The sequence below is a fragment of the Pseudomonas machongensis genome, from assembly GCF_034961125.1.
In the GTDB taxonomy this organism is placed as follows: Bacteria; Pseudomonadota; Gammaproteobacteria; order Pseudomonadales; family Pseudomonadaceae; genus Aquipseudomonas; species Aquipseudomonas machongensis.
In genome coordinates this window covers 189,433-206,064 of sequence record NZ_JAYFUI010000197.1, presented here as the reverse complement: position 1 = coordinate 206,064, position 16,632 = coordinate 189,433, and the positions used below count along the sequence as shown (strand labels likewise).

Sequence of the window (16,632 nt, the reverse complement as noted above, 5' to 3'; positions counted from 1 at the left end):
GGTCAGTGGCTAACGCTGAAGCAGCGCCACAAGGGCGACCGGATCTACCAGGCGGCGATCAGTGATTGTGCCGGGTGCGCGCTGAAAGCCCAATGCACGACGGCCAAGCGCCGCTATGTCTCACGTCACGCTCAAGAGGAAGCCTTTGAGCGTATGGCGCAGCGGATGCAACTGCATCCAGAGATGATGGAACGGCGCAGATCCATCGTGGAGCACCCGTTTGGCAATCTCAAACAATGGTTATTTGGGAACGGGCGCTTCCTGCTGCGACAACTCGAAGGGACAAGAGCTGAGATGTCGCTGGCCGTGACCGCTTACAACCTCAAGCGAGCGATCAGCGTCCTGGGTGCCAAGAAAATGATGCAACTGATGGGCTGAAGAGCCTTTTTCAGCACAAAAACAAACGCCCCGAACAAGTCGGGGCGTCTGGTCTAAGGCTTGTCAGTGTGTTTTCACACAGTCTGAACGGGCGCCCCTTCGTTTTGCTGCTTAGGCTTCAGCGTCCCATGGACGATCGCCTTTTTCATCCTTGACGCGGGTCGGCAGGCCCATCACGTCCAGCGCCTTGAGGAACGGCTCGGCGGGCAGTTCCTCGACGTTGACCATGCGCCCTGCATCCCACTCGCCGCGGGCGACCAGCAGGGCTGCGGCCACTGGCGGCACGCCAGCGGTGTAGGAGATGCCCTGGCTGTCGGTCTCGGCGTAGGCTTCTTCGTGGTCGGCGACGTTGTAGATGAACACTTCGCGTGCCTGGCCGTCCTTGGTGCCTTTGACCAGATCGCCGATGCAGGTCTTGCCGGTGTAGCCCGGAGCCAGGGAAGCCGGATCGGGCAGTACGGCCTTGACCACTTTCAGCGGCACGACTTCAAGGCCTTCGGCGGTCTTGACCGGTTGCTCGGAGAGCAGGCCGAGGTTCTTCAGCACGGTGAACACGTTGATGTAGTGTTCGCCGAAGCTCATCCAGAAACGCACATTGGGTACGTTCAGGTTCTTCGAGATCGAATGTACTTCATCGTGACCGGTCAGGTAGAGGTTCTGCGAACCCACCACCGGGAGGTCGTCGGTGCGCTTGACCTCGAACATGGTGTTGCTGGTCCACTGGCTGTTCTGCCAGCTCCATACCTGCCCGGTGAACTCGCGGAAGTTGATTTCCGGGTCGAAGTTGGTGGCGAAGTACTTGCCGTGGGAACCTGCATTGACATCGAGAATGTCGATCGAATCAATGCGGTCGAAATACTGCTGCTGCGCGAGTTTTGCGTAGCTGTTCACCACACCCGGGTCGAAGCCGACACCGAGAATGGCGGTAATGTTCTTCTGCTGGCACTCCTCGAGATGCTTCCACTCGTAGTTGCCATACCAGGGCGGGGTTTCGCAGATCTTGCCCGGTTCTTCGTGAATCGCGGTATCGAGATAGGCGACACCGGTATCGATGCAGGCACGCAGCACCGACATGTTGAGGAAGGCGGAACCGACGTTGATCACGATCTGCGATTCGGTCTCGCGGATCAGTGCCTTGGTCGCCTCGACATCGAGGGCGTTGAGCGAGAAGGCCTGGATGTCTGCGGGTACCTTGAGGCTACCCTTGGCCTTGACGCTGTCGATGATGGCCTGGCATTTGGAGATGTTCCGTGACGCAATCGCAATACGACCGAGTTCGTCGTTATGCTGTGCGCACTTGTGGGCCACCACCTTGGCGACACCTCCTGCACCAATGATAAGAACGTTCTTCTTCAATTTATCCCTTGCTCCTTACTGAAAGCCGGTCTTACGACAGGCTGGAAACGTAGTCTTCGAAACCGAACTCGCGCTTGACCTCGACGCTGCCGTCGAGCTGTTTGACGACGATGGCCGGCATCTTCAGACCGTTGAACCAGTTCTTCTTGACCATGGTGTAGCCCGCCGCGTCGATGAACGACAGGCGATCGCCGATGGCCAGAGGACGATCGAATTGGTATTCGCCGAAGATGTCGCCGGCCAGGCACGACTTGCCGCAGACCATGTAGGTGTGCTCGCCGTCGTTGGGGGCCATCTTGGCGTTGAGGCGGTAGATCAGCAGATCGAGCATGTGCGCTTCGATGGAGCTGTCGACCACGGCCAGGTGCTTGCCGTTGTAGAGCGTGTCGAGCACGGTGACTTCCAGCGAGGCGCTGTTGGTGATCGCCGCTTCACCGGGCTCCAGGTAGACCTGCACGCCGTACTTCTCGGAGAAGCCTTTCAGGCGGGCGCAGAAAGCGTCGAGTGCGTAGCCTTCGCCGGTGAAGTGGATGCCGCCGCCGAGGCTGACCCACTGGACCTGGTGCAGCAAATGGCCGAAGCGCTCTTCGATGTGCGAGAGCATCTTGTCGAACAGGCTGAAGTCACCGTTTTCGCAGTTGTTGTGGAACATGAAGCCGGAAATCGTGCCGATCACCTTTTCGATCTTTTCCGGATCCCATTCGCCCAGGCGGCTGAACGGACGCGCCGGGTCGGCCAGCAGGTAGTCGGAGCTGCTCACCTGCGGGTTGACGCGCAGGCCGCGGGTCTTGCCTTCGGACTGCTCGGCGAAGCGCTGGAGCTGGCCGATGGAGTTGAAGATGATCTTGTCGCAGTTCTCCAGCATTTCCTCGACCTCATCGTCGGCCCAGGCCACGCTGTAGGCGTGGGTCTCGCCGGCGAACTTCTGGCGGCCGAGCTTGAGCTCGTAGAGCGAGGAGGAGGTGGTGCCGTCCATGTACTGCTCCATCAGGTCGAATACCGACCAGGTGGCGAAGCACTTGAGGGCGAGCAAGGCCTTGGCGCCGGAGTGTTCGCGCACGTAGGCGATCTTCTCCAGGTTGCCCAGCAGCTTGGGTTTGTCGATGAGGTAGTACGGCGTCTTGATCATTTCAAAGGCCCCCGGCCAGGCCGGCCAAAAAAAGGACACGCATTGTGCCTTCACTTGCCGCATATCGAAAGGGCGCGATGCGCATTTCGTCCGAGCTCGCAGGCTGCGGGCCGCGTGAGGGGAGTAGAGCAGGGGAATGTGACTGTCTTAATCGTTGTGGAGGCAGATGGCCTCGACTTGCCCCGCGATAGGGCCATCTGCCTCCCTACATCACTGCGGCAACCGCGCCACCACCTTGATCTCGAAATCGAAGCCGTACAACCAGGTTACCCCGACAGCCGTTACCGTTGGGTAAGGTGCTGACCCCCAGAATTCAGCGCGCACCAAGTCCCAGATGGCCTGGAACTTGTTTTGTGGGTCGACGATGAACAGGGTCACGTCCTGCACGTCAGCGAAGCTGCAACCGGCGGCGGCGAGAATCGCCTCGAGATTGGCGAAGGCCCGGCGCACCTGGTTTTCCAGGCCCGGCTCGGGTGAGCCGTCCTCGCGGCTGCCAACTTGCCCGGAGACGAACAGCAAGCCGTTGCTGCGCGCGGCCGGGGAGTAGTGATTGATGTCGTACAGGGCCTGACGGCCAGCAGGGAATACGACGTCGCGCTGGTTCATGGTGTTTTCTCCATCAAGGGGGTGATGGGGCGACTGTACGAGCCCAGACCTGTTCGATAAACGTGCCAGTCTGGTTATCATTGTTTGTTGATTCCAAACAATCGAGGCGCTGATGGACCGGTTCGACGCAATGCGTGCCTTTGCGCGGGTGGTAGAGGCGGGCAGTTTCACCAAGGCTGCAGAGACGCTGCACATGAGCCGCACCAGTGTGACCCAGCTGGTGCAGCAGTTGGAAACCCGCCTGCGCGTGCGCCTGCTCAACCGCACCACGCGCAAAGTGAGCGTGACCCGCGATGGCGAGCAGTTCTACCAGCGGGTGTTGCGCCTGTTGGCGGAGCTCGAGGATGCGGAGAGTAGCCTCAGCGGCGCTGCCGGCCTGCCGCGAGGCAAGTTGCGGGTCGATGTACCGAGCCCGTTGGCAAGCCTTGTGCTGGTGCCGGCCCTGCCGGACTTCCATGCCCGCTACCCGGACATCCAGATCGACATGGGCGTCAGCGATCGTATCGTCGACATCATTGGCGAGCATGTCGATTGCGTGGTGCGCGGAGGCGAACTGCTGGACCAGTCGCTGATGGCGCGCAAGGTTGCCGACCTGCAGTTGGGGGTGTATGCGGCGCCGGCTTACCTCGAACGCCTTGGCACTCCTGCCCACCCTTCGGACCTGGAGGGTTCTGACCACCGTACGGTAGGTTTTCTCTGGGCACGTACCGGCAAACCGCTGCCCTATGCCCTCGTTCGCGGCACCGAGCGGCTGCAGGTCCGCGGTACCCAGGTGCTGGCGGTGGACGATGGCAACGCCTACCTAGCGGCCGGGGTAGCTGGGCTTGGGGTGCTGTGGCTGCCGGACTACATGGCCCGCGCGCCACTGGCCAGTGGTGCGCTGGTGCGGGTGTTCGAAGATTGGCAGTTGGAGCCGATGCCGTTGTACGTCGCTTATCCGCCGAATCGGCATGTGGGCGCGCGGTTGCGAGTGTTCATCGACTGGGTGGTGGAGGTGATGGGGCGCTGATCAGAGCCTCACCCGACCGGATAAGGCGCGCGTTGGGCGTTGGGCAATACCGCCGGTCATGGAGAGGCTCAAGCACACCTCGCAGCCGTTTCATGGCTCATCACGCTGTATACGAACCCCAGCGCCTCGAGGTCGGAGCCAGCCTGCCGGACATGGACCGCGACAGGGCCTGCCAAACCCTTGAGCGCACCGACCGGAATGTCACCAAGTCGGCACGCTTGCTGGGGCCGTCACGCGGCATGCTCCGCTACAAGATCGAAAAGCTGGGGTTGAGCAGGCCGGACAAGCGGTAGTGGTGACCGTCAGGGCTTGCCACCGCCGCCCTGGCTACCATTACCCTCCGAGCCGCTGCCGTCCATCCCGGGCAGGTCGCGGTTGTCATTCTGCCGAGCCGGCGGGCTTTCCGGGTCATTGCCCTGAATCCGCGGGTCGGTATCGCGCGGCATGGGTTTCTCAACCGGGTTGAGGGTGCTGTCTACACCAGGTTGTGGCGCGGGGTTATGTGGATCGTCCGGGTAGGTGGTGCCGGTGCCAACCGCCATGGCCAGTGGTGAGCAGAGCAGGGCGGCGAGCAGGCAGGTACGGGGCAGGGATCGCTTCATGGGGCAAACTCCTTTGCGCAGGACAGGGGCATCTTTCTCTTGGGCCCCGTCCTGCTCAGCAAGGTGCCATCATCCCGACCGACGGTCACACCACCATCGACAACAGCATGATGAAGATGATGCCGACCACGGACAGGATGGTTTCCATCATGCTCCAGGTCTTGAAGGTCTCGGCCACGGTCATGTTGAAGTACTGCTTGACCAGCCAGAACCCGGCGTCGTTGACGTGGGACAGAATCAGCGAGCCGGCGCCGGTGGCCAGTACCAGCAGCTCACGGTTCACCCCCGGCACCAGTTCGATCACCGGCGCGACGATACCGGCGCCGGTGATGGTCGCCACGGTTGCCGAACCTGTAGCGATGCGGATCACCGCCGCCACCAGCCAGGCCAGCATGATGGGTGAAATTTCAGCCTGCACGGCCATCTGTCCGATCACGTTGCCAACGCCGGTGTCCACCAGCATCTGCTTGAAGCCGCCGCCTGCACCGACGATCAGCACGATCGCCGCGGTGGGCGCCAGGCTCTGGTCGAGCATCTTCATGATCTGCTGACGGCTGAAACCGCGGGCCGAACCGAAGGTGTAGAACGCCAGGAGCAAGGCGGCGAGCAGCGCGGTGATGGGGTGGCCGATCAGGTCCATCCACTGACGCACGATATGGTCAGTCGGGAGTACCACGTCGGCAAAGGTCTTGAGCAACATGAGCGCCACTGGCAGCAGCACGGTGACCAGCGTGATGGTGAAGCTGGGCAGGTTTTTCTGGTCGGAGTCGCGGGCGATCTGGTCCATCAGCTCCTGGGACGGGTTGCCCGGAATGTAGCGGGAGATGAAGTTACCGAACAGCGGCCCGGCGATGACTGCAGTAGGCAGCGCCACCAGCAGGCCGTAGAAGATGGTCTTGCCGATATCGGCGTGGAAAATGCCGATCGCCAGCAATGGCCCAGGGTGCGGCGGCACCAGGCCATGCACCACCGAGAGCCCTGCCAGCAGCGGGATGCCGATCTTCACCAGCGACACCCCGGAGCGGCGGGCGACGATGAATACCAGCGGGATCAGCAGCACGAAGCCGATCTCGAAGAACAGTGGGATGCCCACCAGGAATGCGGCGAACATCATCGCCCAATGCACTTTCTGCTTGCCGAAGGCTCGGATCAGCGTCTGTGCGATCTGGTCGGCGCCGCCGGAGTCGGCCATCAGCTTGCCGAGCATGGTCCCCAGCGCCAGGACGATGCCGACAAAGCCGAGCACGCCGCCGAAGCCGTCCTGGAACGATTTCATGACCTTGGCCACCGGCATGCCGGAGGTCAGGCCGAGAAAGCCTGCGGCCAGGGTCAGGGCGACGAAGGGGTGGACCTTGAAATGGGTGATCAGCAGGATGAGCCCGACGATGGTAACGAGCGCGTCGAGCAGCAGGTAGGTATCAGTAGCCAGTCCGAACATGGTGTCTATGCCTCGGTCTTGTCGTTGTTGTAATGGCGAAACTTGAGTGAACTTTTGACGCCCGCAGGCGTCGGGACAGCGCTGTCTTTGGTGAGCCGGAAAACCGCCGGATCAGGCAGTTCGCGCCAGGTGCCGGTCACCGCAGGGCTTTAGCCAGTCGTGCACGGATTCGGCAAGTGCTTCGATTGGACGCGTGGCGTCCAGCGCCAGCGTGAGCGGTTCGCCACGCGGCGACTCGAGGGTCGCGAACTGGCTACTGATGAGGCTTGCCGGCATGAAGTGGCCGGGGCGTGCGAGCACGCGTTTCTCGGCCTCTTCAGGGCTCAATTCGAGAAAGACGAAGCCCAGGCCTGGCACGGCCTGGCGCAGGGTGTCGCGGTAGCGGCGCTTGAGCGCCGAGCAGGTGAGGATCGGGCGTTCGCCGGCCTGGAGAATGGCCTGCAGCTCTTCGCCCAGGCGTACCAGCCAACCGGCACGGTCGTTGTCGTCCAGGGGAATGCCGGCGCTCATCTTCTGGATGTTTTCGGCAGGGTGGAAGGCGTCGCCCTCGATCAGGCGTCCGCCACTACGCGCAGCAACGGCCTGGCCGACGCAGCTTTTGCCGCAGCCTGCCACGCCCATGACCACGATGGCGCAAGGGGAAAGGTTCATCGGTACCTCCTGCGGGGTAAGACAGCGCTGTCTTGCTCTCGACGAGCAGTGGTGCAAGCGCCACCCTCCCGGGTGTTATTGATCTTGTGATACGCAGTATGGATGCTGCGGCAATTATTACGTTGCCTGCGTCCTGAGACAGCGCTACCTTAGTGACCGTTCCCACTTCTTGCAAGTAGTAAAATTACAACATTCATGACCCGCACCGGCTCCCGCACCACAGGTCGTCCCACTCTGGCCGAAGTCGCCAGGCTTTCAGGGGTTTCTCCCATTACCGCTTCGCGCGCGCTGCGCGGCGTCAGCACGGTTGCACCGGAGTTGGTGGAAAAGGTCATTGCCGCCGCAGCGAGCCTGGGGTACGTGGCCAACCCGGCCGCCCGTGCCCTGGCATCGGCACGCAGCCAGTCGGTGGTGGTATTGATTCCATCGCTGTCCAACCAACTGTTCATCGACACGCTGGAGGCGATTCACGAGGTGATGCGTCCACGCGGGTTGGAAGTGCTGATCGGCAACTATCACTACGACAGCGCCGAGGAAGAGAACCTGATCCGCAACTACCTGGCCTACCAGCCCTGCGGCATCCTGCTGACCGGGTTCGAGCGCAGCGATGCTTCGCGGCAGATGCTCGCAGCCAGCGGCGTGCCCTGTGTCCACATGATGGAGCTTGGCGGGGAGCCGGGCGCCCTGTCGGTGGGGTTTTCGCAGCAGCAGGCGGGTCGCGCCGCCGCTCGCCACCTCATTGAGCGTGGCCGCAGGCGCCTGGGCTTCATCGCGGCGCAGCTCGATCCGCGGGTGATGCAGCGCGCCGAGGGGTTTCGCCAGGCCTTGTTGGAGGCCGGCTTGCAGGCGCCGGAGCTGGAGATGCTGGACCCACAACCCTCATCGATCGGCCTTGGTGGCGAGCTGTTTAGCCGTTTGCTGGCCAAGGCACCGGATGTCGACGGCCTGTTCTTCTGCAACGATGACCTGGCCCAGGGCGCGGTGCTCCAGGCGTTGCGCCAAGGTGTCGAGGTTCCGCGGCAGGTGGCGATGGTCGGCTTCAACGACCTGCCGGCTTCGGCGCACATGGTGCCGCGCCTGACCTCGATCCGTACGCCAAGGGCCGCTGTGGGGCGCACTGCCGCGCAGGCGCTGTTGAGTCTGCTCGACGGCAAGCGGGACGTGGAGCGGCAGCAGGACATGGGCTTCGAGTTGGTGGTGCGGGAAAGCACCTGACCGGGTGCGGGTGTGGTCGAATCACCCTTCGAAACCGCCTAATCACAAGGTGATATCAGATCGCTTGCATGGCGGCGGGGCCCATCTATGCTCAGGAAACCCCTGCGCACACAAGGAGGCCCGGCGCATGTTCGAGTACCATCGCAAGTCCGACCTGATCGAGATTCAGCGTAGCCGCCAGGCACTGGCAGGCATGGAAGCCAAGTTGGCCGCGATCAGTCGCTCCATGGCGATGATCGAGTTCGCCCCGGATGGCACCATCCTCGACGCCAACGACCACTTCTGCGCAACGATGGGCTACAGCGCCGATGAGATCCGCGGCAAGCACCACCGTCTGTTCTGCGACCCAACCTATGCCAAGAGCGCCGAGTACCAGCAGCTATGGCACGAGCTGGGGCAGGGCAAGGCGATCAGCGGTACGTTCGAACGTATCGACAAGTCCGGGCGCGAGGTGTGGCTGGAGGCGAGCTACATGCCAGTGCTCGATGATCAACAGCAGGTTACCAGCGTGATCAAGGTCGCGGCCGACATCACCCGCAGGGTCAACGAAGAGCATGAGAGCGAAAGCCTGCTCAAGGCCATCGGTCGCTCGATGGCGGTGATCGAGTTCACCCCCGAGGGGCGGGTGATCAAGGCCAACCAGAACTTCCTCGATACCATGGGCTATCGCCTGGAGGAGGTCACGGGGCGTCATCATGGGTTGTTCTGCCTGCCTCATGAGCGTGAATCGCCCCAGTACCGGGAGTTCTGGGCATCGCTCAACCGGGGCGAGTATCACTCCCACCGCTTCGAACGGGTCAACAAGCAGGGCCAGACGGTGTACCTGGAGGCTTCCTATAATCCGATCTTCGATGGCAAGGGCCGCCTGTACAAGGTGGTCAAGTTCGCCAGCGACATCACTAATCAGGTCAGCACCCAGCAGAGCGCGGCCGATGCGGCTCACGCAAGCTCCGTGCAGACCGACGCCTGCGCGCGCAAGGGAACCCAGGTGGTGCAGCAGACGGTGCAGGTGATCGAGCAGATTTCCGAGGAGCTCAACGACGCGGCGCGCAGCATCGATGCGGTGAGCAAGCAGTCGGAGCTGATCGGAAAGATCGTCCTGACCATTCGCGGGATTGCCGACCAGACCAACCTGTTGGCACTCAATGCCGCCATCGAGGCCGCCCGGGCCGGTGAGCACGGGCGCGGTTTCGCGGTTGTGGCTGACGAGGTGCGCAGCCTGGCGGCGCGGACCAGCAAAGCCACGCTGGAGATCGTCGAGGTGGTGCGACAGAATCACGATCTGTCACTGACGGCGGTGGCCAGCATGCAGTCGAGCCTGTCGCGCACGGGGTTGGGCGTGGAGCTGGCCAACGAGGCCGGTACCGTGATCATGGAGATCCAGCAAGGGTCACGTCACGTGGTCGATGCAATCAGCCAGATCAGTTCGACCTTGCAATTGCATTGAGCCCCTCGCGCAACTGACGCTCCAGGCCCTGGAGGTTTGCCTCCAGGCGCGCGAGCAATGCATCGCTGGGCGCTCCATCGGCCAGTGCCTGTTCCAGCGTTTCGCAATCGCGGACCACACCCCTGACCTTGAGCATGCGCGCACCGCCTTTGATCCGGTGCACCAGCGTTTTCACCTGCGTCGATGTGTGGCCCGGCGCCAGTTCGCGCAGGGCCTGCAGGTCTTGCGCGGTGCTCTGGGCGAGTTGTTCGAGCAGGCGCCGAGTCAGCTCTACGTCATCCTGGGTGAGATGGCGCAACTGAGCAATGTCGAAACCACTGTCAGGCGGTGCATCTTCCGGGGGCGTTGCCTCGGTAGCCGGCGCCTGGGGCAAGTGGGCCTTGAGGGTACGCAGGTCGATCGGTTTGAACAGGCACTCGTCCATGCCATCGGCCAGGCACTGTGCCTTGGCTTCGGCCTGGGCGTTGGCCGTGACGCCGAGGATTCGGCAGGGCTGGGCACCGCGTTCGCGTTCCAATGCACGGATGCGGCGTGCCAGCTCGTGGCCATCCATCACGGGCATGCTGCAGTCGGTGATCACCAGGTCGAACGCCTCTGTCTGCCAGAGTGCCAGGGCCGTCTGGCCATTTTCAGCCAGGCGCACCTTGTGCCCGAGAGTGCATAGTTGCTTTTCGAGGAGCATGAGGTTGGCCGGGTAGTCATCCACGACCAGGATATGCAAAGGACCGGCCTGGGCAGTGTCGCCGAGTAGTTCGGGCAGGGGCTGCGCGACCAGGGGCTCGGCGCTCGGCAGCGACAGGCTTATATCGATTCGGGTGCCGACGCCCTGCAGGCTCTGCAGTTGCAGGACGCCGCCCATGAGCTGGCACAGTGTACGGCTGATGATCAGACCCAGCCCGGCACCATGGCGTGCGCGCTGGCCGTCGAGTTGGGCGAAGGCCTGGAACAGCCTGGCCTGATCGGCTTCGCTGATGCCGATGCCGCTGTCTTGCACCTGCAGTTCCACCTGCAGGACATCTTTGGTCTGTGCCTGCACGATCAGACCGACTTCGACCTGGCCTTGCTCGGTGAACGTGATCGCATTGCTGAGCAGGTTGGACACCACCTGGCGTAGCCTTACCGGATCGACAGAGGCCCAGATCGGCGACTCTGGGAGCCTGGTTTGAAGCGTCAGTCCCTTGACCTTGGCATTGGCTTCGAAGGCGCGCACGGTCGAGCGGACGAGCTCGACCAGGTCGGTGGCTACGGGCTGCAAGACCATGTGCCCGGACTCGATGCGCGAGATGTCGAGAATGTCGCCGATCAGGTCGAGCAGGCCGAGTGCGGCATCGTGTGCAGTCTGCAAGCCCTGCGGGTCGCTGTGGCCTTGACGGTTGTCTTCGAGTGCCAGTTCCAGCAGCCCGATCACCGCGTTCATGGGGGTGCGGATCTCATGGCTCATGATTGCCAGGAAGCTGCTTTTGGCCTGGCTGGCACGCTCGGCATCCTCCTTGGCCTGGCGCAACTGTTCGAGCAGGCTGCGGCTGAGCGTGAGCTGGGCCTGAAGCGCCCGTTGTGCCTCGCTGCGCTGGTGGATCAACTTGCGCAGATAGCCGTTCCAGAACACCACGCCGGCCAGCAAAAATGCCGAAAGCACCAGCACCTGCAACGCTAGCGAGCGGTAGTTGCCCCACAGGCTATCGCTGACGATGGTGCTGGTACGCCAACGGTTGATCAACTGGTCCAGTTCTTCCGGCGGGATACTCAGCAACGCCTTGTCCATGATCGACTGCAGTTGCGGCAGATCGGGCGCCACGGCAAAAGCTATTGCTGTCTGGCTGTCGTCCTGCAAGCCGGCGATGCGCAACCTGTCCTTGAACACATGAGTCAGGTAGTAGGACGCGCTGATGTTGCTGATCAGCGCAACGTCGGTATTGCCCTTGGCCACCGACTCCATCATCGCCAACGTGTTGCTGGCCTCGACCACATGAGCCTGCGGATAACGCTGGCGCAGCGCGACCTCCTGGGAACCGTCACGCACCAGCGCGATGCGTTGTGCGTTCTGTGGCCCGGCCTGCGTGCTGGTGCGGCGCACGACCTGCACGTTGGGACTGACCAGGTAGGGGCGGGTGAAACGCACGCGCGATGCGCGCGACGGGCTGTAGTCCAGGGCTCCGACCAGCTGTGCATCACCCCGTGCCACCTCATCGACCATGGCCGCCACGGAGTTGCGTTCAACGATGTCGAAACGCAGGCCTGTGCGCAAAGTGATCTGTTTGAGAACCTCCAGTGTAATGCCGTTGGGTTGCTGCTGGGTGTCGTTGAATGTGATTGGTGCAAAGCTTGGATTGATCAGTACCCGTATCCTGGGGGCTCTGGCCAGCCAGCGTTGTTCTTCATCGGTGAGCGTGGAAAGGCGACGCTGCAGGAGCAGGCTGGTGTTGCCACTGGACCAGCGGCGCAGGATGTTCAGGCGCTCGCTGTCGGTAATCCTCTGTAACGCCTGGTCGACCAGGCCGAGTAGCCTGGTGTTGTGCTGGTCCAGTGCGAAGGCGAAAGCGCCTGCGGGTGCCTGGACGAAATGGTCGATGCGCACCAGGCCTTGATAGGCTCGTCCAATAGCGAAGTCCGAGCTGATGGCATCGCCGATGTAGGCATCGGCATCACCCTGCGCCACTGCGCTGAGGCCTGCGTAGGTCGAGCTGTAGAGGATCAGCTGCGCCTGGGGATACAGGGCTTGGACAGCCGCCTTGGGCAGGTAGTGATCGACCATGGCCAGGCGCAGGCCGGCCAGATCCTCACTGTGCAACTGGGGGCGGTCCTGACGTGTGACGATCACCGGAAGGTCGTCGGCATAGGTTTGGCTCAGGGACAACTTGGCATCGGCTGCTTCGAAGCCATTGGAGCTGCCAAGCAGGTCGATCTGCCCCTGGTGCAGGGCTTCGATGGCCGCCGTGCGACTGGCAAAACGGCGTACTTCGATCGGCATGCCCAGTTGCTCGCCGATCAGGCCAGCATAGTCCGCACTCAACCCCTCGTAGTCGTTTGGGCTGACATTGATTTCAAAGGGGGGGTAGTCAGGACGCGAACTGCCCAGGACCAGCACCTTGCGCTCGCGCAGCCACTGGCGGTCGCTGTCGCTCAGCGGCAGCGCGACACTGGCACTGATCGAGCGAGCCAGCAAGTGTCGCGGTTCGCTTTCACCAATGGCGGCGCCCGATATCAGCAGGGCCGCCGCTACCAGTAGCAGGCCGCCAAGGGTGTGCCTCATCGTCGCGAGGCTCAGTTCACTTGGTTGCGTTTGGCCAGGTCGACCATTTCGACCAGCGACTCGGTCTTGAGTTTTTCTCCGATTCGACCGCGGTAGGTGCTGATGGTCTTGGCGCTGAGGTTCATGGCCGTCCCTATGTACTTGTTGTTCTCTCCCCGCGCGAGCCTGCGCAGGACTTCCATTTCCCGATTCGACAGGCTGTTGAGCCTCACCGTTTCCGATTCCAGGGTGCTGCTGTTCACCGACATCTGCGGAAAGGTCGAATAGCCTTTGACCAGGGCCTTGAGCGCGAACAACAGGGCATCGAGGTCTTCGTCCTTGTTGACGAAGGCCGAGATTCCGGCATCCAGGCAGCGACGGACGTAGAGATCAGAGGACTGCCCGGTGAGTACCATGATTTTTGGTGCAGGATCGAGCAATTGCAAACGCTTGATCACTTCCATGCCATCCAGGCCCGGTAACCCAATATCGAGAATCACCACCTTCGGTGCAAGCTGGCGTGCCATCTGCACGGCCTCGATGCCATTGCCCGATTCACCGACAACCTCAAAGCGTTCCCGCTCGAGCAGGATACGCACGGCGAGGCGGACGGTAGGGTGATCATCGACCATCAGTACGGTGGTCATTGGAAAACTCCTGTACGAAATAATGTTCGTTCCTGACGTTATCCAGGAATACGTCTGTAGGGCCAATCTGGCTGCGGGCACGATACGTCCATCAGAACGCTTTGATAATGGCGAGTATAGGCGTGTGGAAAAAGCCGCCATTTGCTGGTGAAAAGTCTTACAAAAGAAACTAGGGGCGAGGGGCGATGAGACCCTCGCGGGCGGGTGTGGGGTAAGGGCGCTCAGGTCGGGCGCGCACAGGCGGGATGCGGTTTATTCACGCGATGCGTCGACGCGGGATTTTTGAGCAGCGCAGCACCGACCCGTGTCGGTCGTTGCTGCAATTGCCCCGCGCAATTCGGACATTGTCCCTGTAGATGCTGTTCAGCGCAGCGGCGGCAGAAGGTGCACTCGAACGAGCAGATCAGCGCGTCCAGGGTGTCGGGGGGCAAATCGGTATCGCAACATTCGCAATTGGGGCGTAGCTCGAGCATGGCGCAACTCCGGTGCGGACAGAGATGCGCCAGTGTCGGTCGCTGGACGCTGGCTGGCAATCCTCAGTCGCCGGGGCGATACAGATGGGCGTGGCCGGCGCGGTACAAGGCCGAGTCGGCAAACGGTGCGTCGCCTAGAACATGGCCGACGAGAATCAGTGCCGTGCGCCGGAAGCCTTTGTTGGCAACACCCTCGACGATATCGGCGAGACGGCCCCTGACCCAGTCCTGGTCCGGCCAAGTGGCGCGGTGGATCACTGCCACCGGGCAATCCGCCCCATAGTGCGGCAGCAGCTCCTCGACGATGCGCGGCAGATGGCGTACCCCCAAGTGAATGGCCAAGGTACTGCGGTGGCGCGCCAGGTCCGCCAGTTGCTCACCTGCCGGCATCGGCGAGCGATCGCCGTAGCGGGTCAGGATGACGGTCTGCGAGATGTCCGGCAGCGTCAGTTCGCAGCCGAGCAGGGCGGCGCTGGCGGCTGTGGCGGTAACGCCAGGAATGATCTGGTAGTCGATGCCCAGTTCGCGCAGGTGGCGGATCTGTTCGCCGATGGCGCCATACAGGCTCGGGTCCCCGCTGTGTACACGGGCCACATCCAGGCCCTGGTCATGGGCGTCGCGGATTGCGCCGATGATCTGCTCCAGGTGCAGTTCGGCGCTGTTGATCAGGGTACTGGCGGTGTGGCCTTCGAGTACCGCGGCCGGTACCAGTGAGCCGGCGTAGATGATCACCGGGCATTGACGGATCAGGCGTTGGCCCTTGACCGTGATCAGCTCCGGATCGCCGGGGCCGGCACCGATGAAATAGACCGTCATGGCAAGTCCTTGAAGGTGAAATGAAGTGCGATTATCCGTTGCTGGCCAGCGCCAGGGTAGCGTCACCGAGCACCTGCCTGGTGATTGTCAGGATCGGCGAGCGCTGACCCTCGCTCGCCGCCAGTGCCAGCGCCGCGCTTTCTGCCACTCCCCAACAGCCGGTGGTGTTGAAGGCCATTTCGGAGCGGTGGCTGAGCAACGGCAGGAAGGGCTGCAGTTGCTGGGCGCTGTACAGCGTCAGGGGCAGGCCGAGCTGCTCGGCCAGTTGCCGCAGGCCGGGCTCCTGAGCCTTGAGATCGATGCTGGCGATACCTCGCAACGCGGCCAGCGTCAGGCCGTTGTTGGCCAGTGCAAGGTGCAGCAGGGTTTCCAGAACCGCCGCCGGGCAACCCCGGCGGCAGCCGAAACCGACATAGAGCGCGGCCATCAGGCCTGCGCGGAGCGGCGGTACAGCCAGGCGCTCAGCAGACCCAGTGCGACCCAGAAGGCTGCGTTGGTCAGCCAGGAGGCAACCTTGAACTGTGCTTCCAGCGCTTCGGGCGCCAGGCTTTCATGCACCGGTGGCTGAGGGGCGCCGATCAGGTGCGGTACCACCAGCAGCGCTGCGCCAAGTACTTTGAGCAGCCAGTGCCGCGCGAAGACCAGCAACGCCAGGCCCACAGCAGTGGCGGCAGCGGTGCCGATCCACCAGGTCTGGCGTTGACCCAGATCGGCCGCGGCGGTGCCTGGCAGTTCGGGTGGCAGGCCCAGGGTCGGTGCCAGGCAGAACACGGCGAAGCCGCCAAGGCCCCACAAGGCGCCAGTACTGACTCGACCGGGTTCGCGCAGGCTGTAGAGTGCGGCGAGGATCAGCGCGAAACCGACTGCCACCACCAGGTTACCGCCGGTGGTCGACAGCACGCGCTGCCAGCCGTCTTCCGGTGACCAGGCTTCTGCACCGTGCTCATGGCCAGCGGCACTTTCACCGGCGTGCTCGTGCTGCTCGGTGGGGGCCGAGTTTTCATAGGTTTCGGCTTGAAGGATCAACGGAGCGACCCAGAAACTCTGCAGCAGCGTCAGCAAAAGTGCGGCGAGCAGGCCACTGAAGCCTGCAGTGCGAGCGATACGCTTGATCATCATCGGGCACTCAGTGGCAAGGGAAGGCGGCGCTGTGACGGGTATCGTGGGCAGCGTTGTGCACCGCCTCCAGGTGCGAGAACCCGGCGAAGTACACCAGGCACAAGCCCAGCAGGCTGGCGCCGACCGCAACGACGAGACGCTGGCTGAGGCTGACGGGGGTGGCGATGCTGTGTTTGGCACTGGTGACGGACATGACGCATTCCTCTGCTTTTTTTCATGGGCGACAGGAAGCGCGGCAACCCCAGGCGAGAACCGCCCAGGGACATGCAACAGCGCCCGCCCACCGCGGGGTGTGATCACAAGACGTCGGGCCGGTCTCCGGGCTGACGAGCAGGAGCCTGGCTCCTGGGGAGAGCGTCACCTTCCCATGCCGCACTGCAGGCACAGTGGATCAGACGCTCGCTCGCTTACCGTTGCGGGGGCAGCACCGGACTTGCCAGACCCATGAAGAGCCTGTGACGCACCGGTTTCCCGTTTCACCCCTGCAAAGGGGCACCCTACGTAATGTATTAGGAGA

Annotated in this window: 17 protein-coding genes, 2 pseudogenes and 1 riboswitch; of the genes and pseudogenes, 6 read left to right on the top strand and 13 right to left on the bottom strand. The window is 62.7% G+C overall.

Annotated elements, in window-relative coordinates:
* The coding region (locus tag VA602_RS26650) for a transposase (RefSeq protein WP_323454791.1) at positions 1-378 on the top strand (378 nt) is incomplete at its 5' end.
* Between the two features lie 111 nt (positions 379-489).
* Here VA602_RS26650 and VA602_RS26645 read toward each other — a convergent pair.
* The 3 genes from VA602_RS26645 to VA602_RS26635 form a co-directional block, all read right to left on the bottom strand.
* Positions 490-1,734, bottom strand: a complete 1,245-nt coding sequence (locus VA602_RS26645; protein WP_063545038.1) for a saccharopine dehydrogenase family protein — start codon at positions 1,732-1,734, stop codon at positions 490-492.
* A gap of 31 nt (positions 1,735-1,765) precedes the next feature.
* Positions 1,766-2,863, bottom strand: coding sequence for a carboxynorspermidine decarboxylase (locus tag VA602_RS26640; protein ID WP_323454790.1), 1,098 nt, complete (start codon positions 2,861-2,863; stop codon positions 1,766-1,768).
* 210 nt (positions 2,864-3,073) lie between these two features.
* A complete protein-coding gene (locus tag VA602_RS26635; RefSeq protein WP_323454789.1) occupies positions 3,074-3,469 on the bottom strand; it encodes a RidA family protein in 396 nt (131 codons plus the stop codon).
* Between the two features lie 112 nt (positions 3,470-3,581).
* Here VA602_RS26635 and VA602_RS26630 point away from each other — a divergent pair, with 112 nt between their 5' ends.
* A complete protein-coding gene (locus VA602_RS26630) occupies positions 3,582-4,478 on the top strand; it encodes a LysR family transcriptional regulator (RefSeq protein ID WP_323454788.1) in 897 nt (298 codons plus the stop codon).
* A 128-nt stretch (positions 4,479-4,606) separates the two neighbouring features.
* A pseudogene (locus VA602_RS26625) lies at positions 4,607-4,771 on the top strand (helix-turn-helix domain-containing protein); the annotation flags it as partial.
* Positions 4,772-4,780: 9 nt separating this feature from the next.
* On the opposite strand, the gene VA602_RS26620 reads toward VA602_RS26625, so the two are convergent.
* From VA602_RS26620 to VA602_RS26610, 3 genes are all read right to left on the bottom strand, one after another.
* On the bottom strand, positions 4,781-5,068 hold the full coding sequence (locus VA602_RS26620; protein ID WP_323454796.1) for a hypothetical protein: 288 nt from the start codon (positions 5,066-5,068) through the stop codon (positions 4,781-4,783).
* Positions 5,069-5,165: 97 nt separating this feature from the next.
* Positions 5,166-6,518, bottom strand: coding sequence for a GntP family permease (locus tag VA602_RS26615; protein WP_065863646.1), 1,353 nt, complete (start codon positions 6,516-6,518; stop codon positions 5,166-5,168).
* Between the two features lie 111 nt (positions 6,519-6,629).
* Positions 6,630-7,169, bottom strand: coding sequence for a gluconokinase (locus VA602_RS26610; protein ID WP_323454787.1), 540 nt, complete (start codon positions 7,167-7,169; stop codon positions 6,630-6,632).
* A gap of 195 nt (positions 7,170-7,364) precedes the next feature.
* Here VA602_RS26610 and gntR point away from each other — a divergent pair, with 195 nt between their 5' ends.
* From gntR to VA602_RS26925, 3 genes and pseudogenes are all read left to right on the top strand, one after another.
* On the top strand, positions 7,365-8,384 hold the full coding sequence (gene gntR / locus VA602_RS26605; protein WP_323454786.1) for an HTH-type transcriptional regulator GntR: 1,020 nt from the start codon (positions 7,365-7,367) through the stop codon (positions 8,382-8,384).
* A 127-nt stretch (positions 8,385-8,511) separates the two neighbouring features.
* Positions 8,512-9,294: pseudogene (locus VA602_RS26930) on the top strand (PAS domain-containing protein); the annotation flags it as partial.
* Positions 9,295-9,336: 42 nt separating this feature from the next.
* Positions 9,337-9,831: a methyl-accepting chemotaxis protein gene (locus tag VA602_RS26925; protein ID WP_370672098.1), complete on the top strand. Its 495-nt coding sequence runs from the start codon at positions 9,337-9,339 to the stop codon at positions 9,829-9,831.
* Here VA602_RS26925 and VA602_RS26595 read toward each other — a convergent pair.
* The 7 genes from VA602_RS26595 to VA602_RS26565 form a co-directional block, all read right to left on the bottom strand.
* Positions 9,806-13,081 (bottom strand): transporter substrate-binding domain-containing protein, encoded by a 3,276-nt coding sequence (locus tag VA602_RS26595; protein WP_323454784.1) that lies wholly within the window; start codon positions 13,079-13,081, stop codon positions 9,806-9,808. The genes VA602_RS26925 and VA602_RS26595 overlap by 26 nt on opposite strands.
* A gap of 11 nt (positions 13,082-13,092) precedes the next feature.
* Positions 13,093-13,707, bottom strand: a complete 615-nt coding sequence (locus VA602_RS26590; RefSeq protein WP_054890738.1) for a response regulator transcription factor — start codon at positions 13,705-13,707, stop codon at positions 13,093-13,095.
* Positions 13,708-13,928: 221 nt separating this feature from the next.
* Entirely contained in the window at positions 13,929-14,180 is a 252-nt protein-coding gene (locus tag VA602_RS26585) for a DUF1272 domain-containing protein (protein ID WP_153773749.1), read from the bottom strand.
* A gap of 63 nt (positions 14,181-14,243) precedes the next feature.
* Entirely contained in the window at positions 14,244-14,996 is a 753-nt protein-coding gene (cobM, locus tag VA602_RS26580; protein ID WP_197890777.1) for a precorrin-4 C(11)-methyltransferase, read from the bottom strand.
* A 31-nt stretch (positions 14,997-15,027) separates the two neighbouring features.
* Positions 15,028-15,423 (bottom strand): cobalamin biosynthesis protein, encoded by a 396-nt coding sequence (locus VA602_RS26575; RefSeq protein WP_197890778.1) that lies wholly within the window; start codon positions 15,421-15,423, stop codon positions 15,028-15,030.
* A complete protein-coding gene (locus VA602_RS26570; RefSeq protein WP_323454795.1) occupies positions 15,423-16,112 on the bottom strand; it encodes a CbtA family protein in 690 nt (229 codons plus the stop codon). The genes VA602_RS26575 and VA602_RS26570 overlap by 1 nt, the downstream gene beginning before the upstream one ends.
* 10 nt (positions 16,113-16,122) lie before the next feature.
* Positions 16,123-16,308 (bottom strand): CbtB domain-containing protein, encoded by a 186-nt coding sequence (locus VA602_RS26565; protein ID WP_063545029.1) that lies wholly within the window; start codon positions 16,306-16,308, stop codon positions 16,123-16,125.
* Between the two features lie 99 nt (positions 16,309-16,407).
* Positions 16,408-16,630, bottom strand: a riboswitch (cobalamin riboswitch).
* Between the last annotated feature and the right edge of the window lie 2 nt (positions 16,631-16,632).

Excerpts from the sequence above, each read along its gene's own strand:
- VA602_RS26640 (WP_323454790.1), bottom strand. The coding sequence starts at position 2,863 with ATGATCAAGACGCCGTACTACCTCATCGACAAACCCAAGCTGCTGGGC.
- VA602_RS26635 (WP_323454789.1), bottom strand. The coding sequence starts at position 3,469 with ATGAACCAGCGCGACGTCGTATTCCCTGCTGGCCGTCAGGCCCTGTAC.
- VA602_RS26630 (WP_323454788.1), top strand. The coding sequence starts at position 3,582 with ATGGACCGGTTCGACGCAATGCGTGCCTTTGCGCGGGTGGTAGAGGCG.
- VA602_RS26615 (WP_065863646.1), bottom strand. The coding sequence starts at position 6,518 with ATGTTCGGACTGGCTACTGATACCTACCTGCTGCTCGACGCGCTCGTT.
- VA602_RS26610 (WP_323454787.1), bottom strand. The coding sequence starts at position 7,169 with ATGAACCTTTCCCCTTGCGCCATCGTGGTCATGGGCGTGGCAGGCTGC.
- gntR (WP_323454786.1), top strand. The coding sequence starts at position 7,365 with ATGACCCGCACCGGCTCCCGCACCACAGGTCGTCCCACTCTGGCCGAA.
- VA602_RS26595 (WP_323454784.1), bottom strand. The coding sequence starts at position 13,081 with ATGAGGCACACCCTTGGCGGCCTGCTACTGGTAGCGGCGGCCCTGCTG.
- VA602_RS26590 (WP_054890738.1), bottom strand. The coding sequence starts at position 13,707 with ATGACCACCGTACTGATGGTCGATGATCACCCTACCGTCCGCCTCGCC.
- VA602_RS26585 (WP_153773749.1), bottom strand. The coding sequence starts at position 14,180 with ATGCTCGAGCTACGCCCCAATTGCGAATGTTGCGATACCGATTTGCCC.
- cobM (WP_197890777.1), bottom strand. The coding sequence starts at position 14,996 with ATGACGGTCTATTTCATCGGTGCCGGCCCCGGCGATCCGGAGCTGATC.
- VA602_RS26575 (WP_197890778.1), bottom strand. The coding sequence starts at position 15,423 with ATGGCCGCGCTCTATGTCGGTTTCGGCTGCCGCCGGGGTTGCCCGGCG.
- VA602_RS26570 (WP_323454795.1), bottom strand. The coding sequence starts at position 16,112 with ATGATCAAGCGTATCGCTCGCACTGCAGGCTTCAGTGGCCTGCTCGCC.
- VA602_RS26565 (WP_063545029.1), bottom strand. The coding sequence starts at position 16,308 with ATGTCCGTCACCAGTGCCAAACACAGCATCGCCACCCCCGTCAGCCTC.